This window comes from Novosphingobium sp. PhB165 (genome assembly GCF_004341845.1).
Classification (GTDB): Bacteria; Pseudomonadota; Alphaproteobacteria; order Sphingomonadales; family Sphingomonadaceae; genus Novosphingobium.
In genome coordinates, this window is sequence record NZ_SLVB01000001.1 from 509,807 (window position 1) to 531,963 (window position 22,157).

At 65.1% G+C, this 22,157-nt stretch carries 22 protein-coding genes; 6 read left to right on the forward strand and 16 right to left on the reverse strand.

The window, feature by feature from the left end; all coding sequences use genetic code 11:
• Positions 1 to 32 precede the first annotated feature (32 nt).
• The gene (gene uvrC, locus EDF56_RS02460; RefSeq protein ID WP_207904601.1) at positions 33 to 1,976 is read left to right on the forward strand and encodes an excinuclease ABC subunit UvrC; all 1,944 of its coding nucleotides are present in this window, start codon (positions 33 to 35) and stop codon (positions 1,974 to 1,976) included.
• Between the two features lie 316 nt (positions 1,977 to 2,292).
• Positions 2,293 to 4,974 carry a M1 family metallopeptidase gene (locus tag EDF56_RS02465; protein ID WP_132385133.1) on the forward strand — a complete coding sequence of 894 codons (2,682 nt, stop codon included), beginning with the start codon at positions 2,293 to 2,295 and terminating at the stop codon, positions 4,972 to 4,974.
• Positions 4,975 to 5,035: 61 nt separating this feature from the next.
• On the opposite strand, the gene EDF56_RS02470 is transcribed toward EDF56_RS02465, so the two are convergent.
• The 7 genes from EDF56_RS02470 to hisG form a co-directional block, all read right to left on the reverse strand.
• A complete protein-coding gene (locus EDF56_RS02470; protein WP_132385134.1) occupies positions 5,036 to 5,902 on the reverse strand; it encodes a transcriptional regulator in 867 nt (288 codons plus the stop codon).
• Entirely contained in the window at positions 5,899 to 7,065 is a 1,167-nt protein-coding gene (locus EDF56_RS02475; RefSeq protein ID WP_132385135.1) for a GNAT family N-acetyltransferase, read from the reverse strand. Before EDF56_RS02475 ends, EDF56_RS02470 begins: the two co-directional genes overlap by 4 nt.
• A 108-nt stretch (positions 7,066 to 7,173) precedes the next feature.
• A complete protein-coding gene (locus tag EDF56_RS02480; RefSeq protein ID WP_132385136.1) occupies positions 7,174 to 9,267 on the reverse strand; it encodes a sodium-translocating pyrophosphatase in 2,094 nt (697 codons plus the stop codon).
• A 516-nt stretch (positions 9,268 to 9,783) separates the two neighbouring features.
• Positions 9,784 to 10,743, reverse strand: a complete 960-nt coding sequence (gene thiL, locus EDF56_RS02485; protein WP_132385137.1) for a thiamine-phosphate kinase — start codon at positions 10,741 to 10,743, stop codon at positions 9,784 to 9,786.
• 69 nt (positions 10,744 to 10,812) lie between these two features.
• Positions 10,813 to 11,268 (reverse strand): transcription antitermination factor NusB, encoded by a 456-nt coding sequence (nusB, locus tag EDF56_RS02490; protein WP_132385138.1) that lies wholly within the window; start codon positions 11,266 to 11,268, stop codon positions 10,813 to 10,815.
• The gene (gene hisD, locus EDF56_RS02495; RefSeq protein ID WP_132385139.1) at positions 11,265 to 12,554 is read right to left on the reverse strand and encodes a histidinol dehydrogenase; all 1,290 of its coding nucleotides are present in this window, start codon (positions 12,552 to 12,554) and stop codon (positions 11,265 to 11,267) included. The genes nusB and hisD overlap by 4 nt, the downstream gene beginning before the upstream one ends.
• Positions 12,554 to 13,210: an ATP phosphoribosyltransferase gene (gene hisG, locus EDF56_RS02500; protein WP_132385140.1), complete on the reverse strand. Its 657-nt coding sequence runs from the start codon at positions 13,208 to 13,210 to the stop codon at positions 12,554 to 12,556. The genes hisD and hisG overlap by 1 nt, the downstream gene beginning before the upstream one ends.
• Positions 13,211 to 13,248: 38 nt before the next feature.
• On the opposite strand from hisG, the gene EDF56_RS02505 reads away from it, so the two are divergent.
• Complete coding sequence (locus EDF56_RS02505; RefSeq protein WP_132385141.1) at positions 13,249 to 14,322, forward strand: DUF2332 domain-containing protein; 1,074 nt, start codon at positions 13,249 to 13,251, stop codon at positions 14,320 to 14,322.
• A 193-nt stretch (positions 14,323 to 14,515) separates the two neighbouring features.
• Here EDF56_RS02505 and EDF56_RS02510 read toward each other — a convergent pair whose 3' ends face one another.
• Entirely contained in the window at positions 14,516 to 14,788 is a 273-nt protein-coding gene (locus EDF56_RS02510) for a BolA family protein (RefSeq protein ID WP_207904602.1), read from the reverse strand.
• Between the two features lie 39 nt (positions 14,789 to 14,827).
• On the opposite strand from EDF56_RS02510, the gene EDF56_RS02515 reads away from it, so the two are divergent.
• The gene (locus EDF56_RS02515; RefSeq protein ID WP_132385143.1) at positions 14,828 to 15,418 is read left to right on the forward strand and encodes a J domain-containing protein; all 591 of its coding nucleotides are present in this window, start codon (positions 14,828 to 14,830) and stop codon (positions 15,416 to 15,418) included.
• Positions 15,419 to 15,421: 3 nt separating this feature from the next.
• Here the strand turns inward: EDF56_RS02515 and EDF56_RS02520 are convergent, their stop codons facing one another.
• The 8 genes from EDF56_RS02520 to EDF56_RS02555 form a co-directional block, all read right to left on the reverse strand.
• Positions 15,422 to 15,829, reverse strand: a complete 408-nt coding sequence (locus EDF56_RS02520; RefSeq protein ID WP_132385144.1) for a GFA family protein — start codon at positions 15,827 to 15,829, stop codon at positions 15,422 to 15,424.
• Positions 15,826 to 16,296, reverse strand: a complete 471-nt coding sequence (locus EDF56_RS02525; RefSeq protein WP_132385145.1) for an SRPBCC domain-containing protein — start codon at positions 16,294 to 16,296, stop codon at positions 15,826 to 15,828. The genes EDF56_RS02520 and EDF56_RS02525 overlap by 4 nt, the downstream gene beginning before the upstream one ends.
• Before the next feature lie 20 nt (positions 16,297 to 16,316).
• Positions 16,317 to 16,982: a glutathione S-transferase family protein gene (locus EDF56_RS02530; RefSeq protein ID WP_132385146.1), complete on the reverse strand. Its 666-nt coding sequence runs from the start codon at positions 16,980 to 16,982 to the stop codon at positions 16,317 to 16,319.
• Complete coding sequence (locus tag EDF56_RS02535; protein WP_132385147.1) at positions 16,979 to 17,473, reverse strand: VOC family protein; 495 nt, start codon at positions 17,471 to 17,473, stop codon at positions 16,979 to 16,981. The genes EDF56_RS02530 and EDF56_RS02535 overlap by 4 nt, the downstream gene beginning before the upstream one ends.
• Positions 17,470 to 18,096 (reverse strand): glutathione S-transferase family protein, encoded by a 627-nt coding sequence (locus EDF56_RS02540; protein ID WP_132385148.1) that lies wholly within the window; start codon positions 18,094 to 18,096, stop codon positions 17,470 to 17,472. Before EDF56_RS02540 ends, EDF56_RS02535 begins: the two co-directional genes overlap by 4 nt.
• A gap of 99 nt (positions 18,097 to 18,195) precedes the next feature.
• A complete protein-coding gene (locus EDF56_RS02545; RefSeq protein WP_132385149.1) occupies positions 18,196 to 18,996 on the reverse strand; it encodes a VOC family protein in 801 nt (266 codons plus the stop codon).
• A 2-nt stretch (positions 18,997 to 18,998) separates the two neighbouring features.
• Positions 18,999 to 19,370, reverse strand: coding sequence for a DUF1428 domain-containing protein (locus EDF56_RS02550; protein WP_132385150.1), 372 nt, complete (start codon positions 19,368 to 19,370; stop codon positions 18,999 to 19,001).
• A gap of 3 nt (positions 19,371 to 19,373) precedes the next feature.
• Positions 19,374 to 20,042, reverse strand: coding sequence for a glutathione S-transferase family protein (locus tag EDF56_RS02555; protein ID WP_132385151.1), 669 nt, complete (start codon positions 20,040 to 20,042; stop codon positions 19,374 to 19,376).
• Between the two features lie 177 nt (positions 20,043 to 20,219).
• Between EDF56_RS02555 and EDF56_RS02560 the strand changes: the two genes are divergently transcribed.
• Both EDF56_RS02560 and cobS read left to right on the forward strand, forming a co-directional pair.
• On the forward strand, positions 20,220 to 20,924 hold the full coding sequence (locus tag EDF56_RS02560) for a winged helix-turn-helix transcriptional regulator (RefSeq protein ID WP_132385152.1): 705 nt from the start codon (positions 20,220 to 20,222) through the stop codon (positions 20,922 to 20,924).
• 83 nt (positions 20,925 to 21,007) lie between these two features.
• Positions 21,008 to 22,000, forward strand: a complete 993-nt coding sequence (cobS, locus tag EDF56_RS02565; RefSeq protein WP_132385153.1) for a cobaltochelatase subunit CobS — start codon at positions 21,008 to 21,010, stop codon at positions 21,998 to 22,000.
• Positions 22,001 to 22,157 lie beyond the last annotated feature (157 nt).

A 22,157-nucleotide genomic window follows, 5' to 3' on the forward strand; every position in this document is an offset into this window, starting at 1 on the left:
CCGATCCGGCCGCGATATCCTATCTGGCGGGGATGGCGCGAACACCTGCCGGAACTCCCGAACACCCCAAGGGCACCGCACGCTTCAATGAGGAGCAGGCGACTTTCACCCTGCGCGGCTCCGATCAGCCCGATCTCCAGCAAGGCGTGGAGGTCATCCGCGAGACGGTTCGCACGTTGCCGTCGAAGCCCGGCGTCTACCGCATGCAGGATGCGCGCGGGGACGTGCTCTATGTCGGCAAGGCGCGGGTGCTGAGGAACCGCGTCGCCAACTACACGCAGTGGGAACGGCTGCCGATCCGGCTCCAGCGCATGGTCAGCCAGACGCGCAGCATGACCATCGTCACCACCAATTCGGAGGCCGAGGCGCTGCTGCTGGAAGCGCAGCTGATCAAGCGCTTCCGTCCGGCCTACAACGTGCTGCTGCGCGACGACAAATCGTTCCCGTTCATCCTCTTGCGGGCCGAACATGACTTCCCGCGCATCATGAAGCATCGCGGTGCGCGCAAGATGAAGGGCGACTATTACGGCCCCTTCGCCAGCGCCGGTTCGGTCAACACCACGATCAACGCATTGCAGAAGCTGTTCCTGCTGCGCAGTTGCACGGACAGCTTCTTCTCGCGGCGGGACCGGCCTTGCCTGCTCTATCAGATCAAGCGCTGCTCGGCGCCTTGCGTCGGCCGCATCGACGAGGCGGGCTATGGCGAACTCGTGAAGGAGGCCAAGGACTTCCTCGGCGGCAAGTCGAGCGCGGTGCAGAAGAAGATCGAAAGCCAGATGGCCGAAGCCGCCGAAGCGCTGGACTTCGAGCGCGCGGCCATGCTGCGAGACCGGCTGCGCGCGGCGACCTTCATTCAGGGCAGTCAGGCGATCAATGCCGAGGGCATGGACAGCGCCGATATCTTCGCGATGGCCTGCAAGAACGGGCAGGTCGGCGTGCAGGCCTTCTTCATTCGCGGCGGCCAGAACTGGGGGCACCGCGCCTTCTTCCCGACGCACACCGAGGGGCTTTCCGAGGAGGAGGTCTTCGAAAGCTTCCTCGCGCAGTTCTACGAGGAAGTGCCCCCGGCGCGCACGATCCTTGTCGACCGCGAACTGCCCGAGGCTGAATTGATGGCCGAGGCTTTCCGCGAACTGGCTGGCGGCAAAGTCGAGATCTCGGTGCCCCAGCGCGGCAACCGTCGCCGCCTGATGGATCAGGCAACCCGAAACGCCGTCGAAGCGCTCGACCGCCGCATGGCCGAGCGTGGCTCGCAGGCAAAAATCTGGCGCGAGATGGCGGAATTCCTCGAACTGCCGGACCTGCCACAGCGCGTGGAAGTCTACGACAACTCGCATATTCAAGGCAGCAAGGCGGTCGGCGCAATGGTGGTGGCGGGGCCGGAGGGCTTCCAAACCAACCAGTACCGCAAGTTCAACATCCGCGAGGCGCAGTCGAACGACGACTTCGCGATGATGCGCGAAGTCATGACCCGCCGCTTCGCCCGCGTTCAGGAGGAAGACCCGGAACGCGAGAGCGGCATGTGGCCGGACCTCGTGCTGATCGACGGGGGCAAGGGCCAGATGAGCGCAGTGAAGGACGCGCTGGAGGAACTCGGCATCGAGGATGTGAACCTTATCGCCATCGCCAAGGGCCCAAACCATGGCCGCGAAGGGCGGGAGGTATTCCACTTCCCCGACGGCCGCGAGAAGATGCTGCCGGTCAATTCACCGCTGCTGTTCCACCTCCAGCGGCTGCGGGACGAGGTCCACCGTTACGTGATCGGCGCCCACCGGGCGAAGCGCAGCCGCGCCATCACCGCCAGCCCGCTGGACGAGATTCCCGGCATTGGCCCGGCCCGCAAGCGCGCGCTGCTGCTGCACTTCGGGACGGCGGGGAAGGTGAGGGCGGCCAGTCTGGAAGACCTTCAGCGCGCGCCCGGCGTCAGTGCGGCGGTGGCGCAGACGATTTACGACTTCTACCACCCGGGCGGGTGAGGGCAGGGCGGGACACGGATCGCCCCAGGGTCATCGTCATTGCGAGCGCAGCGAAGCAATTCAGAGCGGTTTACGCGGCTCTGGATTGCTTCGCTGCGCTCGCAATGACGAGGGATGGGGCGTGTTCGCAGACATTTGATTTAAGGTTCAACAACCAAACCCGTCGCCCCCGCGAGGGATGCGACAGGTCGAACTGCCGACTCCTATCGACGAACGACATGGCCGCTCCGCGACATTTCGCGCTACCACGCGCGCATGACTGGCGCGGCGTTCTGTCTGCGCAGCAATACCCGATATCCCGGAGTTTTCGCCCCCCATGCGTTCTTCCCTGCGTAATTTTGCCACGGCCGGTGCCGTGATCGCTTTCGCCATATCCGCCCACGCTTTCGCCGCTGCCGCGCCGGCAGTGCCCGCCGCCACGCTCGCGCCGCTTGCCGAGAGCGTCCCGAGCGACCTGCCGCGCAATGCCCGACCCACCCACTATCGCATCGAAGTGACGCCCGACGCGCAGGCGCTGACCTTCAAGGGCAATGTCTCGATCGACGTGACGGTCTTTTCCGCCACCGACGCACTGACGCTGCACGGCAATGGCTTGACCGTCTCCAGTGCCTCGCTGGTTCCCGCAGGTGGCAAGCCGGTTGCGCTTACCGTGACCGCGGACGAAGCCGCGCAGACCCTGCACTTCGCGGCCCCAGCAACCATCGCGGCAGGGCAGTATCGTCTCGATATCGTCTACACCGGCAAGATCGGCACGCAGCCCTCGGGCCTTTTCGCGCTCGACTATCCCGACAAGCGTACGGGCAAGGAAGTGCGCGGCCTGTTCACCCAGTTCGAGGCGCCGGATGCGCGCCGTTTCGTCCCCAGCTTCGACGAGCCCAGCTACAAGGCGACGTTCGACCTCTCGGCCATCGTTCCGGCCGACCGCATGGCGCTGAGCAACATGCCGGTGAAGGGGCAGGAAGTGCTCCCCGGCGGCCTCAAGCGCGTGACCTTCGGCACGACGCCGAAGATGAGTTCCTACCTGCTGTTCTTCGGCGTGGGAGACTTCGAGCGGTCCTCGCAGATGGCGGCGGACGGCGTCGATGTCGGCATCGTCGCGCCCACCGGCAGCGGCAAGCAGGCGGACTATGCGCGCGAAGGCCTCGCCCAGATCCTGCCGTGGTACGACGATTACTTCGGCGTGAAGTTCCCGCTGCCCAAGCTCGACAACATCGCTGCCCCCGGCACTTCACAGTTCTTCGGCGCGATGGAGAACTGGGGCGCGATCATGACGTTCGAGCGCATCCTGCTGATGGATCCGGCCATCACCAGCCCCTCGGGCAAGCAGTCGATCTATTCGGTGCAGGCGCACGAAACCGCGCACCAGTGGTTCGGCGATCTCGTGACCATGGCCTGGTGGGACGACATCTGGCTGAACGAGGGCTTCGCAAGCTGGATGGCCGACAAGGTCACCGATCACTTCCACCCCGAGTGGAACTGGAAGCTGGGCGGCATCGACGGCCGCGAAGGCGCCATGGCGCTCGACGCGCTGCCGACCACGCACCCGGTGGTGCAGAAGGTGCGCACCGTCTCCGAGATGGAGCAGGCCTTCGACTCGATCACCTACCAGAAGGGGCAGGCGGTCATCGCCATGCTCGAAGACTATGTCGGGCCCGATACCTGGCGCGACGGCATGCGTCTCTACATGAAGCGCCATGCCTATTCGAACACCTCCAGCCGCGATCTCTGGGCGGCGATGGAGGATGCCGGCGGCAAGGACGTGGATCGCATTGCCGAGGCCTTCACCCACACCCCGGGCGTGCCGCTGCTGCGCGTCAACGCGGTTTCGTGCGTGGGCGGGCAGACCCGTCTCGACCTGACGCAGGACGCGTTCTCGCTCGATCCGGCAACGCGCGGGGGTGAAGCACCGCTCTGGCCGATGCCGCTGCTAGTGCGCGTGGGTGATGCCGCGCCGGTCCGCCACCTGATGACCGGCCGGAGCGAAAGCGTGATGCTGCCCGGCTGCGGCCCGGTGCTCGTGAACGCGGGCCAGCTCGGCTACTACCGCACGCTCTATTCGGCGAGCGCGATCAAGGCGCTGAAGGCTTCGTTCGGCACGCTGGCGCCGATCGACCAGTACGGTCTGGTGCGTGACAACCTCTCGCTGTCGTTCGCCGGTTATCAGGACATGTCGGTCGGCCTCGACCTGCTGTCGGCGATCCCCGGCAATGCCGACGCCACGCTGGCGGGCAAGGCCGTGGCGCGGTGGCAGAACGTCTATGACCTGCTCGAAAAGGGCCCGGCCAAGGACCGCATCGGCGGCATGATCTCCGCCAAATGGTCGCCGCGTCTGGCCAAGCTGGGCTTCGATCCGGTCGCGGACGAACCGCTCGTCGATACCCAGCTGCGCGCGCAGCTTATCGACGCGCTGGGCGGCGTAGGCGATCCGCGCGTCGTGGCCGAGGCGCGTCGCCGCCTTCAGGGGTTGGCTGCCGATCCCAAGTCGCTCGACGGTCCGCTCAAGGGCACTTGGCTCGGCGTGGCGGCGGCCAACGCCAACCGTGCGGACTGGGAACTGCTGCGCAAGCTGGCGACCGGCGCGACCGGCTTTGTCGAGCGCCAGCTGTACTACGCCGATCTTGGCCTTGTAAGCGACGAGACGCTGGCGAAGGAAGCTTTGGCGCTGGCGATTTCGGGCACGCCCGACGCCACCAGCGCCTCGCAGATCATCACCTCGGTCGCCCGCGCGCATCCGGAGATGGCCTTCGACTTCGTGCGCGCCAATCAGGCCCGTGTCGATGCGCTGATCGAGCATTCCGGCCGTGCGCGCTTCTTCGCGCGCATCGTGGCGTCCAGCACTAATCCGGCCATGGTCGCCAAGGTGGAGGCCTATGCCGCGACGCTTCCGGCCGACGAGGCCAAGCCGGTGGTGCAGGCGCTGACCGCGCTCAAGGAACGCATCGCCAACCGTCCGCGCCAGCGTGAGCAGGTCGCGGCCTGGGTGAAGACGAAGAAGTAAAGGATTGGGGAGGGGTAACACCCTCCCTGACCATTGGCTCCGGGAAGCGCCGGGGTGGCGGTTACTGCGCCACGCCGAACTTGCGCAGCACGCGCCAGATCAGCGCCTTGCCCCGATTGTGCGCGGGCCAGCGGCCGGGCGCCTTCGGTTTCAGCCCGAAACGGCGCAAAACCCCGTTGAGCGCGCGGGCATCGGCTTCCGCGAAGCTCCATTCCGACCGCCACGTGATCGAGAGCGAGATCGAGGGCTCGGTGCCGTTCCGCACGAAATGAGGCGCCATAACCGGAACGAAGACAGCCTCTCCTGGCTGAAGCGCGAATTCCCGGCCGCCATCGAGCAGATCGTCCCGCCACTTGAGTTCGCGACCGCCTCCGGTGTGATACGTCTCGTGGACCTCGTCGGGCGCGAAGCGAGGATTGCCGGCGGGAAACTGGGTCATGACCTTGTTGCCACGCACTTGCAGCAGGATATTGTGCTCGGGATCGAAGTGGTAGGGCGTCACGCCCCCCGCTGACGTGACGAAAATGAAGCCCTGCAGTTTCATCATCCGCCCGGTGCGCGCCTCGATCACCGGGCGCAGTTCGCCGAGCAGATCCTCCAGCAGGCGGGCATAGTCCGCATGCTGTTCGACGTTCTTGATGACCGCCCAGGAATTGGTGGTCTCGATCTCCCGGATAGTGCGGCCGATGGGAATGCCGGTGGGCGCGGGCTTGCCGTCTACGCCGAGCGGCTGGTTGCCGAAATTGTACTCTATCGACCCGGCCGGCAGACATTCGGCCAGTTCGGCAAGCGCTTCCAGTTCCAGCAGCGGATGGCTGCGCAGCGCATGGGCCAGCTTGTGCGGGATCTCCGGATAATTTCGGGAGAAGCACTCGCGCTGGGATGAATCGAAGACGGAGCGATCGGGCAGGGCGGATCGGGCGTTCATGGGCGGGGCCTCGCGGGATTGCGCGCCAGTTCGGCCTTGACGAAGCGACGAAAGAGCGCGCGGCGCAGCGGACCGCCGATGGCAATGGACAGGCGCCCGACCGCGCGGCGCTCGCGCCAGATATGGTCGATCATCGGGTGGTCCTCGGCCGCGCAGCTGTCGGTCCATGCGATTTCGCGGCGGTTGAGCATGTCGAGATATTCGCGCTGGAGCAGGACGCCGGGCGAGAAGCGTGAGAATCCCTCATCGAAGGCAGTCTTGTAGGAGAAGGCGCCGGGCGGGGTGAGGAACGTCGCCAGCATGGCGATGGGCCTGCCGTCCAGCCGCAATGCCAGTCGCTCCAGCCGTCCGCGCGCAGCGGCACCGGAAAGGGCCTCGCGAAAAAGTCTGGCGGTGCCTTCATGGCTCGCCAGCGCCGATCCGGCCTTGCCTTTCCAGCCCGCGGCTTCGAGCGCGAGGAACTGGCGTGCCCAGTTGTCCAGCCCATCGTCGTTACGGCCGCGCTCGACGGTGACATGGCCGCGTTCGGCAAGGCGATTCCACTGGCGACGCATCTCCTTGCGCTTTTTGCCGGTGAGCGAAGCTTCCAGATAGTCATCCGGCGAAAGGGTCGAATGCAGCACGGCGCGCTCTTCGCGGTGCACGGTTTCCACCGCGCGGGTGCCCCGTGCCGCCATCAGTCCGTCATGAACCGGGCCTTCCAGCGGCATTTCGCGTAGGTGCAGGAAGAGGGCGGTGCCCGGTGCGCGATCCGTCCAGTCGAACAGTGCCCGCCAGAACGCGCTTTCCGCACCGCGCTCGATCAGCGGCGTGCCGAGGAAGGCATTGGCGTGGAGCCACCCCGCCAGATTGGGCACGGGCCAGCGATAGTATCGGCGGCTGCGCACCACCGGGAGCAGCCCGGCCAGACGGCCATGACGCTCGAACCGCAGAATCGATACGCATTCGGAACTGCCCAGATGCCGCAGCGAAGGCAGCAGATACCAGCTCTCGAAAAAGGGATTGGGCTCGCTGGCCCGGTGGGCGAGTGCGTCCCAGGCGTCGACTTCGCTCTCCATCGCGCGCCACGGCAGGCAGGCGATAAGGCCGTCATCGGATGCCGCACGATCGGATCGGCCGAAACCGGTCTCGTCCTCGTGCAGCAGGGGCGCGGCGGTGAACATGAAGCGCCTTCTAGCGTGCCCGGCTCAAGGAAACGCTAACGGCTCCGTGAAAATGCGAAGGGCCCCGGCGGATCGCTCCGCCGGGGCCCTTGCATCGCAATCGGTCGCCTAGTGTGCGGCCAGCGCGGCGAGCAACAGAAGGGCGACGATATTGGTGATCTTGATCATCGGGTTCACGGCCGGTCCGGCGGTGTCCTTGTAGGGATCGCCGACGGTGTCGCCCGTCACTGCGGCCTTGTGGGCTTCAGAGCCCTTGCCGCCGTGGTGGCCGTCCTCGATGTACTTCTTGGCGTTATCCCATGCGCCGCCGCCCGAGGTCATCGAGAGCGCAACGAACAGGCCGCCGACGATCACGCCCAGCAGCAATGCGCCGAGCGCGGCAAAGCCGTTCTCCACGCCTGCGACGAAGCTGATGACGAAGTACACCACGATCGGCGCCAGCACCGGCAGCAGTGAGGGGACGATCATCTCCTTGATCGCTGCCTTGGTCACCAGATCGACGGTGCGAGCGTAATCCGGCCGTGTCTCGTACGTCATGATGCCGGGGTTGGATTTGAACTGCTCACGCACGTCCACCACCACATCGCCCGCCGCGCGGCCCACGGCGGTCATGCCCATGGATCCGAACAGGTAGGGCAGCAGCGCGCCGAGCAGCAGCCCGACGATGACGTAAGGGTTTTCAAGGCTGAAATCGACGTCGAGATCGGGGAAGAACTCGCGAAGGTCGGCGGTATAGGCTGCGAACAGCACCAGCGCAGCCAGCCCGGCCGAGCCGATGGCATAACCCTTGGTGACGGCCTTGGTGGTATTGCCCACGGCATCGAGCGCGTCGGTCTTCTCACGCACGCTGTCGTCGAGGCCGGCCATCTCGGCAATGCCACCGGCATTGTCGGTCACGGGGCCGTAGGCGTCGAGCGCGACGACCATGCCTGCGAGGGCCAGCATGGCAGTGGCGGCATAGGCAATGCCCAGCAGGCCCGCGAGCTGGTAGGCGATGATGATGCCGGTGATGATCACCAGCGTCGGCAGCGCGGTCGCCTCAAGGCTGACGGCGAGGCCCTGGATCACATTGGTGCCATGCCCGGTTTCGGAGGCCTTGGCGATCGAGCGCACCGGGCGGTAGCCGGTGCCGGTGTAGTATTCGGTGATCCAGATGATGAGCCCGGTGATGACGAGCCCGACCAGTGCGCAATGGAACAGCGCGCGGCCGTCGAAGCCGGTCATGCCGATTTCGGCCGAGATGTCGCCCAGCGCGTAGTTGATCGCCCACCAGATCGCCGGCACCGAGAGTACCGCCGTGACCAGGAAGCCCTTGTACATGGCGCCCATGATGTTCTGCGATTTGCCGAGGCGGACGAAATAGGTGCCGATGATCGAAGTCACGATGCAGACGCCGCCGATCAGCAGCGGCAGCGCCATCAGGCCCGAAAAGTTGTCGACGCCCTTCATCAGCAGCGCGGTCAGCACCATGGTGGCGCCCACGGTGACGACATAGGTTTCGAACAAGTCGGCGGCCATGCCCGCGCAATCGCCCACATTGTCGCCCACGTTGTCGGCAATGACGGCGGGGTTGCGTGGGTCGTCCTCGGGAATGCCGGCTTCCACCTTGCCGACGAGGTCGGCGCCGACGTCGGCCGCCTTGGTGAAGATGCCGCCGCCAAGGCGCGCGAAGATCGAGATCAGGGAAGCGCCGAAGGCAAGGGCGGTCAGCGCCTGCACCACGGTACGGTCCTCGCCGCCGACGGTGTGCCCGCCGGGGCCGGTCAGATACCAGTAGAACACCGCGATCGCGAGCAGGGCGAGCCCCGCAACGAGCATGCCGGTGATGGCGCCCGCGCGGAAGGCCAGGGTCAGGCCCGGCTGCAGGCCGGTCTGGGCGGCGGCGGCAGTGCGCACGTTCGATCGGACGGAGATGTTCATGCCGATGAACCCGGCGACCCCCGAAAGGATCGCGCCGATCACGAAGCCGATGGCCGAGATGTGGCCCAGGGTCAGCGAGATGATGATGGCGACCACGATGCCGACGACGGCGATGGTCGAATACTGCCGCTTGAGGTAGGCCTGCGCGCCTTCCTGGATGGCGGCGGCGATCTCCTGCATCTTTTCGGAACCGGCCGGAGCACCGAGTACCTGTCTGCTGGTTATGAGGCCGTAAAGTAAGGCCACAAATCCCAGGACAATCGCGATCGTGACTGGATTCACAAAACGCCCCCTTTTTCCCAATGCGAACATGCGCAATTTGCGACGGGTTTTCCCGTTCGTGACGTAAAGGGCTATAGATAAGGAGGATTAGTGGCAAGCGACTTCGTTTGAAGGCGACTTTACTGCCGCAAAACGCGTTCGGTTGACGTGGGGCGCGAGTGATCGCCGGTTGTCGAGAAATGAAAAGTAGGGGGCCAAGATAGCCTCCCACACTCCGCTCAGGCTGAGCCTGTCGAGGCATGGAGACCTCGCGCTACGTCTCGGGGGCTTCGACAAGCTCAGCCTGAGCGGGAGGAGGGGCAGGTGCGGTGAGGACAGACGGGGCAGCCACCACCCCGCTCGTCCTGAGCTTGTCGAAGGATGGAGGTTTCGCGCCACGCTTCGGGGGGCTTCGACAAGCTCGCCCTGAGCGGGAGGAGGAGCAGGTGCGGTGAGGACGGGCGGGGCAGCCACCACCCCGCTCATCCTGAGCTTGTCGAAGGATGGCAGCCTCGCGCCACGCTTCATCCGCGTGGCCTAATGTTGGTAGCCGAGCCTGTCCGGCAACGAAATCGGCGCACCCTTCCATTCGAGGACTATGCCGCTCCCCGGGGTCACAGTCCCGATAGCGTGGATCTCGGTTTCCAGCCCCTTTGCCGCGGCGCGCAAGTAAGCGGTGTGCACCGGCGGCGCGGTAAACAGCAGTACATAGTCGTCACCCGCCGTCATCGCCGCAATGCGCTGGTCGAGATCGTCGCCAGCAACGGCGCGATAGGCGGCCGAGAGCGGCACTTCGGCAATGTCGAAATGAACCGCGACGTCGCTTGCCTCGCTCATCCGGCGCGCGTCGATCAGCAGTCCGTCGGACACGTCCATCATCGCGCTGGTCAGCGGGGCGAGCGCGACGCCCAGCGCGGGTTCGGGCATGGGGCGGCGATAGCGGTCGATCAGCCAGGTGTGATCGGGGCTGACATCCTTCACCGGGTCGGACAGCAGCGCGAGGCCAAGGCCGGAATCGCCCAGCGTTCCGCTGCACCAGACGATGTCGCCCGGCTGCGCGCCGCTGCGCGTGGGCACTGCCACATCCTCCAGCCCGCGTCCGATCGCGGTAAGCGAGAAGCTGCGGGCGGATCCGCGCGGCATGCGTACCGTGTCGCCGCCCAGCAGCGGCAACGCGAAGTGGCGGCAGGCATTGTCCATCCCGCGCAGGAAAGCGCGGTCCCACTCGTCCTCTCCGAGGGCGTGCGATTTCAGGCAGCCGAGCGGCTCCGCGCCCTTGGCGGCAAGGTCCGAGGCATTCACCGCCACCAGCTTCCAGGCGATGCTTTCCGGCGGATCGTCGTGCAGGAAGTGGATGCCCTCGACCAGCGTGTCCATGGTCAGGACCAGCTTTTCGCCGCCGATTTCCAGCACCGCCGCATCGTCGGCAAGTCCGCGCGCGGCCGGGCTCACGGCAATGGCGCGCAGGGCTTCGATGAAGGCAAATTCGCGGGTCATGATATAACAATGGGCCCGAGAGGGCCCATTGTCGAGATCACGAGTGCACGGTCATGCTGCGCACAAATGTCAGCGTACGGCCTTCGCGACGGCATCGAGCACGCCGTTGACGAACTTCGCCTCGCGCTCATCGAAGAAGGCGTGGGCGACGTCGAGATACTCGCCGATCGCCGCGCCGGTGGGCACGTCCGCGCGGGCCAGCAATTCGTATGCACCGGCGCGCAGGATCTGCAACATGGTCTTGTCGAGACGGGCGAGCGACCAGCCTTCGGCCAGCTTGCCGGACAGCAGTTCGTCGATCTCGTCGCGGCGGGCGATCACGCCCTTCACCACGTCGTCGAAGAAAGCGACTTCGGCAGTGGCGTACTGGTCCTCGTCGATTTCCGCGCCAAGGCGATGGCGGTGGAATTCGTCAAGCAGGATGGCCTGCTGCGTGCCTTCCATCTCGAACTGATAGAGAGCCTGAACGGCGGCGAGGCGCGCTGCGGAGCGGGCCTGCTTCGAATTGGGCTTGGAATTGCTCATTGGGAAAGTCTCACGGAAATGGAGCGCGCGTGCGCGGGAAGCCCTTCGGCATCGGCAAGGGCAACGGCGGCGGGGCCAATGGCCTCAAGCGCCGCCTGATCGAGCTGGATGAAGCTGGTGCGCTTCATGAAATCGAGGACCGACAGGCCCGAGGCGAACCGCGCGCGGCGCCCGGTGGGCAGCACGTGGTTAGGGCCGGCGACGTAATCGCCCACCGCTTCGGGGGTCATGCGGCCAAGGAACACCGATCCGGCATGACGGATCCGGCGGAACAGGCTTTCGGGATCGTCGGTGGCGATCTCGACGTGTTCGGCAGCCAGCGCATCGGCCAGCGCCGGGGCCTCTTCGAAGCTCTCGACGACGACGATCACGCCGTAATCGTTCCAAGACTGGCGCGCGGTTGCCTGCGTGGCGAGGGCGGAAAGTTCCAGTTCCACCGCTTCGGTGACGGCGTCCGCGAAAGCGGCATCGTCGGTGATGAGGATCGACTGCGAGGTGGGGTCGTGCTCGGCCTGGCTCAGCAGGTCGGCGGCGATGCGGCGCGGTTCGTTCTTCGCATCGGCGATCACGAGGATTTCGCTGGGGCCCGCCACCATGTCGATGCCGACCACGCCGTAGAGCTGGCGCTTGGCTTCGGCCACCCAGGCATTGCCGGGGCCCGTGATCACATCAACAGGCGCGATCCTGTCGGTGCCATAGGCCAGCGCGCCCACGGCATGGGCACCGCCCACGCGCCAGACTTCATCCACGCCCGCAAGGTGCGCGGCAGCGAGGACGAGCGCGTTGACTTCGCCCTTCGGCGTCGGGGTCACGACGACGAGACGCTCCACGCCCGCAACTTTGGCGGGGATCGCGTTCATCAGCATCGAGGAGGGGTAAGCGGCCCGGCCGCCCGGAACATAGAGCCCGGCGGCATCGACCGCGCGCCAGACGGCGCCAAGGCGCACGCCAGCCTCGTCGGTATAGTCGCGGTCCTCGGGAAGCTGCGCGGCGTGATAGGCGCGGATCCGTGCGGCGGCGAGTTCGAGCGCGGCGCGAAGTTCCGGGGTGAGGGCATCGAAGGCGGCGCGGCAGGTCTCGGCGTCGATCCGCCAGCCGCTTTCATCGAGTTCGTGGCCGTCGAACCGGGCAGTGTACTCGGCCAGCGCAGCGTCGCCGCGTGCGCGCACGGCAGCCAGAATGTCGGCCACGTCACGTGCAACGTCGACGGCGCTCTCGCGGCGGTCGGCAACCACTTGCCGGAAGGCCTCGGCGAATCCGGCGTCCTTGCTGGAAAGTCGCAGCATCAGGCGGCCGCTTTCGTTTCGGCAACGAGCGCACGGAACGCATCGACCAGCGCTGCCACGCGGTCATCGGTCTTGAGCGCCGCGCGGTTGACGATGAGCCGCGCCGAGATGTCGAGAATGCGGCTCGTTTCGACGAGGCCGTTTTCCTTGAGCGTGCGGCCGGTCGAAACGAGGTCGACGATGCGGCTCGAAAGGCCCAGCGAAGGTGCCAGTTCCATCGCGCCGTTGAGCTTCACGACTTCGGCCTGCACGCCCAGCTTTTCGAAATAGCGGCGCGTGAGGTTCGGATACTTGCTGGCGATGCGCAAGTGCGAGGGCAGCGGGCCGCCGATCTCGCCCTCGGGCTCGGCAACCGACAAGCGGCAGTGGCCGATGTTCAGGTCAACCGGCGCGTAGAGGTCCGGATAGGCGAATTCCTCCACCACGTCGGAGCCGACGATGCCGACTTGCGCGGCGCCATGCGCGACGAACGTTGCCACGTCGAAAGCGCGGACGCGGATCAGGCGCATCTCGCTGTTCTCGCACGCGAATGACAGCGCGCGAGACTTCTTGTCGTGGAACTCCGCTTCGGGCACCACACCGGCGCGTGCCATCAGCGGCAGCGCCTCGTCGAGGATTCGCCCTTTGGGCACGGCAAAGGTCAAGGTTGTCGGCATGGTGCGCGCATTTAGGCGGCAAGTGGCGAAAGGGCAACATGGCACAGGACCAGAAAGAGTTCAGCGAAGGTTTTGGCGGCAATGTGGCCGAGGCTTTCGCCAATCAGGTGGAATATTGCCGCAAAAACGGCGCCCCGATCACCGCGCGCATCGTCGCCGGGCTGGCTGCCGTGCTGGGCGATGCGGATGCGGGGCCGTTCCTGACGCGAATCCGCGATTGGCGGGGCATGCCGCTGGCGGATGCCGTGCCCTTGCGCGCAGCCGGGGGGCTCCATGCTTTGCACCAGTCCGGCCGTGAGCCTGCGCTGGCGCCGATTTATGCGGGCGATCCTGCGGACGACGCTGCGATCCTGCGCGATGTGGTTCGCCGTCACGATGCCGAACTGATGCCCTGGCTGGACGGGCCGCCGCAGACCAATGAAGCGGGCCGTTCGTCCAACTTCGTTGCCGCGATGCTCTGGCTTGCGGGGAAGGGGCTGCCTGCCCGCTTCGAATGTCTGGAAGTCGGCGCGAGCGCGGGCATCAACCTGATGCTAGAACGATACCGTTACGATTTGGGCGGTGTCACCGTCGGGCCGGAGCGGGCGGTCATGCAATTCGCGCCCGAATGGCGCGGTGCGCCGCCGCCGTCGGAGCCGATCTCGTTCGCGTCGCTGAGGGGATGCGATGTCGCGCCGGTCGACCTTGCCGATCCGGCGCAGGCGCAGCGGCTGCGCGCCTATATCTGGCCCGAGCACACGGAGCGCTTCGCCAGACTCGATGCTGCCATCGCCGCTGCGAACGAGCATGCGCCCGATCTGGTGAAGATGAATGCGGCGGATTTCGTCGAGCAGCAACTCACCATGCCGCAGGCGGAGGGCACGACGCGCGTGCTGATGCACTCGATCGTCATGCAGTACGTTTCCGAGGATCAGCGCGTGAGGATTGCGCAGGCCATGGAAGCGGCCGGGGCTGCGGCGAGTGCGGACAAGCCGCTTGCATGGATTTCGGTCGAAGGAGACCGGACCAAGCTCGGGCATGCACTGACAGTGCGCTATTGGCCAGGCGGCGAGGAATGGCACTTGCTGGCGCATGCTCACGCACACGGGGCATGGATTGAGTGGCTGGGTTAGGGGCCTGAAGCGTGGGGCTTCGCCGACGCCCGCCATTCGGCGGAAGTTTGGCACTTAATCTAAAGCCTAGCACTTCGTCGTCCCCGCGAAGGCGGGGACCCCGCTTTTCTTGAGAGGGAAGCATGGCAGCGGGGCCCCCGCCTTCGCGGGGGCGACGAGGTAATCTGAAGTTGGAATGTCGGCGTTGGCCGCCTTATTCCCCGGGCGCGCGGGCCTTGATCGCCACGGCATGGACGCGCTCGCCGGGAATGTCGCCCAGCGCGGCATTGACCAGGCGCTGGCGCTGCAGGCGGGAGACGCCCTCGAAACGGGGGCTTTCGATTTCGATGGTGAAATGCGATTCGCCGCTGCCGTCGTCGCCCGAATGGCCGCGATGGGTGGCGGAATCGTTGATCACTGCAAGGTGGCTGGGGGCGAAAGCTGCTTCAAGCAGCTGACGCATTTCCTGTTCGATCGGTCCGGTCATGGCTTCCATTTAGGCGCTCAATCCCCCATCTGGAAGCCGGTGAGACATACGAGATTTCATGGCAGGGTCGAATCCGGCAGCCGCGAGTGCGGTTGGCCGGGTTGCGAAGAGACGGGTGAGTTCCGGGCGCCGGGCGGTCGCCCCTCGGGTTTTGACGGGCCGGGCGACTATCGCTGGTTCTGTCTCGATCACGTGCGCCAGTTCAATGCGGGCTACGATTATTTCGACGGCATGGATTCAGAGCAGATCCTTCGGGCGCAGTCTCCGCTCCATGGCTGGGAGACGCAGACGCGGGCTTTCCGCCCGGACGCTGGCGTGGACGGGGCGCCGCGCTGGGCCGATTTTGCCGATCCGCTCGAAGCCATCAGCGCGCGGGCAAGGGCACATGTGCGTCGCCGTCAGGCCGATATGAAGCCGGAGAATGCGCGCTTCACGCCGAACGAACGGCGTGCGCTGGAAGTACTGGGGCTCGATGGCGACATCGACCGAAAAACGCTGCGCCTGCGGTACACGCGGTTGCTGCGCCAATACCACCCGGACCACAACGGCGGCGATCATGGTCACGCCACGCGTCTTCAGGCGGTTGTCGAAGCCTACCAGTTGCTCCGCAAGGCGGCCGCTTTCGCCTGAGAATCAGCGGCCGCGCAGGATTCGCCAGCGCGCCGCGCCGTTCTCGCCGTAGATGCGCGTGACATCCTTGCCGGAATAGAACTGCTCGAACCGTTCCGCGCTTTCGGACAGCATCACCCAGGGTTGTTTGCTCTCGGTGAAAACATGCACGTCGGGCGGGCAGATGTCGGGATCGTCGAGCGTGCCCACTCGGATGAAATCGGCCTTGAGCGAGGGCGTGTCGATGCGCTCCGGCGCGCTTTCGCCGATCAGTTCCACCCGGTCTGCCTCGATCACGGCATTGAGCGCAAAGGCGCTGCCGCTCTCGCGCTGGCACCAGCGGCAATGGCAGCAATGGACCACGATCGGATCGTCCAGCAGGCGGTAGCGCACCTGCCCGCAAGTGCAGCCTCCTTCGGCCCCTGCGCTCAAGCGGCTTTACCTTCGCAGATCTCCGCGAGTTGGCGGGCGCAGGCCGACCAACCGTCCACGAAGCCCATCTCGTCATGCTTCTTCATGGTTTCCGCGTTCCAGTGGCGGGCCCGCGCGGTGTAGCGGGTGCCGTTGCCTTCGGGTTCGATTTCCCAGATGCCGATCATGAACGGACCCGACGGCTGGAATTCGCCGGATTCCGTCAATGTAATGGCATCGGTCGTCACGAAGCGTCGGCCTTCCTCGAATGCGAGGTAGATGCCGGTCTGCGGCGCAGTTTCGCCGTCAGGACCGTACATGGTCATCCGACAGACGCCGCCGGGACGCTTGTCCTGCTCGTTCACTTCGACACGCCAGGGGCGGGGGCACCACCATTCTTCCTGGCGGTTGGCGAGGACATCCCAGACCTTGTCGGTCGGGGCGTCGATATAGAGGGTGATCGAAAGTTCGTTGTCCGTTTCGCTCACGGGCAATCTCTCCCAAAAAATCAGTCGCGGTCGGGTGCGCCGAGCGGGAAGTAGGAACGGAACGGCCGGGCATCATCCACGCAGCGCGCGACTGGCGGCAGAGAGAGCAGATGTGCGCGCCATTGCCGAAGACGAGGCAGCGATTCGGGGATGGGATGCACCCAGTCGGCATAGAACAGCGACGGGCCCGCCGCGCACTCGATCAGGGTTACATGGTCCATCTGCGGATAGAATCGCAGCCAGCCTTCAAGCCAGGCATAAGTGCGTTCCAGCCGCGTGCGGGCTTCGGCGCAGCGCGCCATATCGGGATTGTCCGGCGCGCGGATATGCTCGTCCACGACGATCTGCATGATGTTCATCACGTAGTTGTCGAAGACCCGGTCGAGCATGCGGATCGCCGTTGCCGCATCAGGATCTTCGGGCAGCAGCGTGCCCGGCGCAATGTGGTGACGGTCCAGATATTCGAGGATCGAGGTCGTTTCGAACAGCAGGTTCTCGCCGTCGCGCAGGACCGGGAATTTGCCTTGCGGGCCCGCCGTCTGGACCACTTCCGCGTTGTCCGGATGTTCGGGATCGACCACCTTGAAGGTGAAAGGCACTTCGTAAGCATAGAGCGCGATCAGAACCTTCCACGTGTAGGACGAGAAAGGGTGACCGAAGAGTTCGAGGACGGGTTCGGAATTCACGCGGAAGCTCCGGAAAATGCCGCTTCAATCGCGGCGATATCGATTTTGCGCATCGTCATCATCGCTTCCATCGCGCGCTTGGCAGCGGCACGGTCAGGATCGGTGAGGGCGTCGGACAAGGCCTTGGGCGTGATCTGCCAGGACAGGCCCCACTTGTCCTTGCACCAGCCGCACATGCTTTCAGCGCCGCCGTTATCGACGATGGCGTTCCAGTAGCGGTCGGTCTCTTCCTGCGTCAGTGTCTCGACCTGGAACGAGAACGCCTCGCTGTGCGGGAAGCTGGGGCCGCCGTTGAGGCCGATGCACTCGATCCCCATGACCGAGAATTCCACCGTGATGACGTCGCCCGTCTTGCCGTCGGGATAATCGGTGGGCGATCGGGTCACTTCGGTGACGTGCGTGTCAGGAAAGACGCTGGCATAGAACGTCGCGGCGTCCTCGGCCGTACCGTCGTACCAGAGGCAGACGCGGTTCTTGGTGCGGGCGGTCATTTTTTCATCTCCGCAATCAACGTGTTGTCGACTGCCTTGGCGGCCTTGTAGCCGTCGCGGGCCTGTAGACGCTCTGCATAAGCGACGAAGGCCGGACGCGGCGGCATGGTGCCGAAGGTCAGGCCCCAGTCCACCGCGCTGCCGACATAGACATCGGCCATGGTGAAGCGCGCGCCGCAAACCCAGTCGCGCCCTTCGAGATGCTTTTCCAGCGCATTCATCGTGCGGTCAAAGCTGCCCCAGCCGGCCATCATCTCCTGTTCGGGCGCGGGCTCGCTCTTGAAATGGCGCGACGTGATCGCCTGTTCGACCGGGCCGGCCGCAAAGAACGTCCAGCGGTAATAGTCCGCCATCTCGCCGTCGTTGGGCAGCAGCCCCGCTTCGGGATGCATCTCGGCAAGGTAGAGGCAGATCGCGGCGGCTTCTGTCACCACCCGATCCCCGCTTTCGGCATGGTGGACGATGGTGGGGACTTTGCCCATCGGATTGATGTCCAGAAAGCCTGCCGGCTTTTCCTTCCAGTCGATGATGACCTGATCGTAATTGGCGCCGGCTTCGTGGAGGGCCCAGCGAGCGATCTGACCGCGCGACATGGGGTTGGTGTAGAAGGTGTAGTCAGCCATTCCCGGTGCTCCTCGCAATCCGCGTCTGAGGTGGAACAATCATGGAACAAACGCCGATCGTCAAGCGCCGATCGGCGTGTTCACCGATGCGCGTGCGGATCAGTCGCCCTTGGGGCCGACAAGGCCGAAACCGGCGCCTTGCGGGTCCACTGCAACGACGATCCAGTCCCCGCCGGGAACCTCGTGCGGGCCCATCAGGACTTTGCCGCCGTTGTTTTCGATTGCCGATTTCGCCGCGGCGATGGACGGCACGCCGAAGTAGAACAGCCAGACCGCCGGCTGCTGGTCGCTCTGGCGCTGCATGATCGCGCCGAGTGTCTGCCCATGGTGGCCGATGAAGCAGTAATCGCCCATGTCGCCCATCGGCATCTTGTCATTGAATTCGAAGCCGAAATGCTTGCCGTAAAACGCCATCGAGGCGGCCTGGTCGGGGCTGGCGAGTTCGTTCCAGCGCACGTGCTGGTTCTCGGTGACGGAGAAGACATCGCTGGTGGAATCGGTCTGGCCCGCGGGTGGCACCGGCTTCATCAGATAGATCGGCACGCCCTGCGGATCGGCAACCATGGCGATGCGGCCGACCGGAAGGTCGAAGGCGGGCAATTGCTCGCGCCCACCCTCGGCGACGATGGCATGGACTGCGGCGTCCACGTCCTCGACATTGAGATAGGGCAGCCAGCAGGGGCGGGCCCCGCCCATCGCCATGTCCTGGGTGATCTGCATCGCGCCGCCGGCCATGCCGCCGTCGTCACGCTGGATCATGCGGTAATCCATGCCGCCCGCACCGGGATCGGAATGGGCCGAGAACGTCCAGCCGACCACGGCCTTGTAGAAGGCTGCGGCGCCATCGACGTCGCTGGTGAGAAGTTCGTACCAGATGAAGCTGCCAACAGGATTGGCCATGGTCATTCTCCCACTTGGACGACAGGTTGGAAACCACCGAAGACCATCCGCGCGCCATCGAACGGCGGGGGATTGTTCGCGGGGTCAAAGCGCGGGTCGTTTTTCATCAGTTCCATCAGCAGGCCCATCTGCCGGTCGCGGGTTTCCTTGTCCGGCCATTCGATCCAGCTGAAACAGACCGTCTCGTCCTCCTTGGCGTCGACCGCGCGGTAAAAGTCGGTCTGCTTGCCGTGAGGCACGTCGTCGCCCCAGCATTCCCAGACTCGAAGCGCGCCGTATTCGATGAAGTAGTCATCGAATTCGCGCGCGTGGGCGATGAACTTGTCCTTGTTGGCAAGCGATACGGGGATCAGGAAACCGTCGACGTAGGCCATGGCTCACTCTCCTGCGGGGGCGGAATAGGCGTCCAGTTGTTCGGTCAGGGCTTGGATGAAGGCGGGGCGGGCCTCGGCGCGGGCCTTGTAGGCGGCGAGCACGGGAAAGCCTTCGAGGATCGCGGTATGGTCGATGCAGCGCAGCACGGTGACCATGACGATGTCGGCGATGGAGAAGGGGCCTGCCAGCCATTCGCGATCGCGCAAGGCCTTCTGGGTCACTGCGAGCCTGCGTTCGGCCAGTTGGACGACGCCGGGACGGGCTTCGGCCACCCAGGCCTCGCCGGCGTGGAACAGGTCGAGCGCGGTCACTTGCGTCACGAACGGCTCGACGCTGTTGACCGCCGCAAAAAGCCAGGTGATCGCCTGCCAGCGCGTGGCGGGATCGGTGGGGAGCAGGCGTTCGTCCTGTTCGCCAAGGTAGAGCAGGATCGCGCCGCTTTCGAACATGCGCGTTTCGCCATCTTCGAAGGCAGGAACCTGTCCGAAGGGCTGCCACTCGCGGTACTGGTCGGTACGAGGGGCCATCGCGTCGAAAAGTTCCATCCGATAATCGCGCCCGATCTCTTCGAGCGCCCAGCGGATACGCAGATCGCGCACCTGCCCACGCACCGGTGGGGGCACGTTGTTGAAACCGCTGATCACCGTTGCTGCGTTGTCGCAAACAGGCATCTGCTCTCTCCCGATGATGTCCATAACATAGGTCGGTCCGCAATCGGACCCGCGAAGTGTTCGCCACGGTTGCCCTTGCGGCGAATCGTTCTTGCAGAAAGCTGATCCTATGAGTTACAAAAAGCAACTATGAAGTTACTAAATGAAACTGGTGTAACGGCGAAGCGAGCAAAGCGGATGGAGAAAGAGGCATGCGCCTCGGGCTCGCAGGCTGCCGCACGCCACGGCCGCTGGTATGAAGACGCCTGCGGCGGTTCGCTGGCGCTCGAATTGATCGGGGAGCGCTGGTCGCTGCTGATCGTGCGCGAGATGCTGCTCGGTCCGCGCCGCTTCAACGAATTGCGCGCGGCGCTGCCAACGCTGAGCGCCAAAGTTCTGACCGAGCGGCTGGTCTCGCTGGAGGCATCGGGAATCGTTCGCCGCACCAAGCTGGCGCCGCCCGCCTCGGTGCAGGTCTATGGCCTGACGGAGTGGGGACACGGGCTGGAGCCGGTCCTGCTCGAACTGGTGCGTTGGGGGCTGCGCTCGCCGGGGCACGATCCGGCTTTAGCGTTTACGCCGGTTTCGCTGATGCTGTCGCTACGGGCGCTGATCGACCGGGCGCGCGCTGGCGATCTTTCGCTACTGGCGGCTTTCGAGATCGGTGGCCAGAAATTCGCCGCCCGCGTGCAAGACGGAGAACTGATAGTCCATCCCGCCGGAGACGCGATGACGGCGCCCGAACTGCGCTTCTGCGCGGATAGCGCGTCCGATTTTCTCCCGATCTTCTACGGCAAGCGCACGGTGGAGGAGGCGGGCGGAAAGCTGGCGATCGAAGGTGATCCGGCACTGGCCGCGCAGTTTATCGACCTCTTCGCATTGCCGCCCAAGTTCCGGTCCTGAAGCGGAATAGTTCGTCGGCGCGTATCATTCGTCCGTCAAAGGCTGTTGCGGTGCAGCGCCCGCTTGTCTACCCGATAGGCACGATGACTGAGTCCGAGACCATGAAGCCCGAGAACCGCGACGCCACCGTCCTTGCCGCGCCCGACATCGAAGTCGACGTCCGTGAGACCTTCGGGATCGATATCGACATGAAGGTGCCTGCCTTCTCCGTCGCCGACGAACGCGTGCCCGACATCGACGAGACCTATGTCTTCGATCCGGACACCACGCTCGCGATCCTTGCGGGCTTTGCCTACAATCGCCGCGTGATGGTGCAGGGCTATCACGGCACCGGCAAGTCGACGCATATTGAGCAGGTGGCCGCGCGCCTCAAGTGGCCGTGCATCCGCATCAACCTCGACGCGCATATCAGCCGTATCGACCTGATCGGCCGCGATGCCATCGTCCTGCGCGACGGTCTTCAGGTTACCGAGTTCCGCGAAGGCCTGCTGCCCTGGGCGCTCCAGCACCCGGTGGCGCTGGTGTTCGACGAATACGATGCGGGCCGTCCGGACGTGATGTTCGTGATCCAGCGCATTCTGGAAACCGAGGGCAAGCTGACGCTGCTCGACCAGAACCGCGTGATCCGCCCCGATCGCAACTTCCGCCTGTTCGCCACGGCCAACACGGTGGGCCTTGGCGATACGTCGGGCCTCTATCACGGTACCCAGCAGATCAACCAGGGCCAGATGGACCGCTGGAATCTGGTGGTCGGCCTCAACTATCTGCCCGAGCCGGTCGAGACTGACATCGTCTCCAAGAAGGTGCCGCAGATCGATGCCAAGACCATCGCTAACATGGTCAAGGTTGCCGATTTCTCGCGTCAGGGCTTCATGAACGGCGATATCTCGACCGTGATGAGCCCGCGTACGGTCATCACGTGGGCGCAGAACACGGCGATCTTCAACGACGTCGGCTTCGCGTTCCGCCTTTCGTTCCTCAACAAGTGCGACGAGACCGAGCGCGTCATGGTGGCCGAATACTACCAGCGCGTGTTCGGCACGGAACTGCCTGAAAGCATCGTCTCCAAGGCCTGAGTTGGCCGCAACGGGATCGGAAAAGGGGAGGCTCCGGCCTCCCTTTTTTGTGCCTGTGGAGAAGTGTTGAGGAGATTGGATCACGCGGAGACGCGGAGGCGCAGAGATGTCGCTCCGGACCGCATTCTCGCTTCGTCATCCGACACTGCGGCAACCG

Bases quoted from the DNA above. Each gene is read 5' to 3' on its own strand.
- EDF56_RS02560 (WP_132385152.1), top strand. From the start codon at position 20,220: ATGGAGAAAGAGGCATGCGCCTCGGGCTCGCAGGCTGCCGCACGCCAC.
- EDF56_RS02555 (WP_132385151.1), bottom strand. From the start codon at position 20,042: ATGCCTGTTTGCGACAACGCAGCAACGGTGATCAGCGGTTTCAACAAC.
- EDF56_RS02465 (WP_132385133.1), top strand. From the start codon at position 2,293: ATGCGTTCTTCCCTGCGTAATTTTGCCACGGCCGGTGCCGTGATCGCT.
- EDF56_RS02470 (WP_132385134.1), bottom strand. From the start codon at position 5,902: ATGAACGCCCGATCCGCCCTGCCCGATCGCTCCGTCTTCGATTCATCC.
- EDF56_RS02510 (WP_207904602.1), bottom strand. From the start codon at position 14,788: ATGACCGGACCGATCGAACAGGAAATGCGTCAGCTGCTTGAAGCAGCT.
- EDF56_RS02475 (WP_132385135.1), bottom strand. From the start codon at position 7,065: ATGTTCACCGCCGCGCCCCTGCTGCACGAGGACGAGACCGGTTTCGGC.
- hisG (WP_132385140.1), bottom strand. From the start codon at position 13,210: ATGCCGACAACCTTGACCTTTGCCGTGCCCAAAGGGCGAATCCTCGAC.
- cobS (WP_132385153.1), top strand. From the start codon at position 21,008: ATGACTGAGTCCGAGACCATGAAGCCCGAGAACCGCGACGCCACCGTC.
- EDF56_RS02540 (WP_132385148.1), bottom strand. From the start codon at position 18,096: ATGGCTGACTACACCTTCTACACCAACCCCATGTCGCGCGGTCAGATC.
- EDF56_RS02535 (WP_132385147.1), bottom strand. From the start codon at position 17,473: ATGACCGCCCGCACCAAGAACCGCGTCTGCCTCTGGTACGACGGTACG.
- EDF56_RS02545 (WP_132385149.1), bottom strand. From the start codon at position 18,996: ATGGCCAATCCTGTTGGCAGCTTCATCTGGTACGAACTTCTCACCAGC.
- hisD (WP_132385139.1), bottom strand. From the start codon at position 12,554: ATGCTGCGACTTTCCAGCAAGGACGCCGGATTCGCCGAGGCCTTCCGG.
- EDF56_RS02550 (WP_132385150.1), bottom strand. From the start codon at position 19,370: ATGGCCTACGTCGACGGTTTCCTGATCCCCGTATCGCTTGCCAACAAG.
- nusB (WP_132385138.1), bottom strand. From the start codon at position 11,268: ATGAGCAATTCCAAGCCCAATTCGAAGCAGGCCCGCTCCGCAGCGCGC.
- uvrC (WP_207904601.1), top strand. From the start codon at position 33: ATGGCGCGAACACCTGCCGGAACTCCCGAACACCCCAAGGGCACCGCA.
- thiL (WP_132385137.1), bottom strand. From the start codon at position 10,743: ATGACCCGCGAATTTGCCTTCATCGAAGCCCTGCGCGCCATTGCCGTG.
- EDF56_RS02505 (WP_132385141.1), top strand. From the start codon at position 13,249: ATGGCACAGGACCAGAAAGAGTTCAGCGAAGGTTTTGGCGGCAATGTG.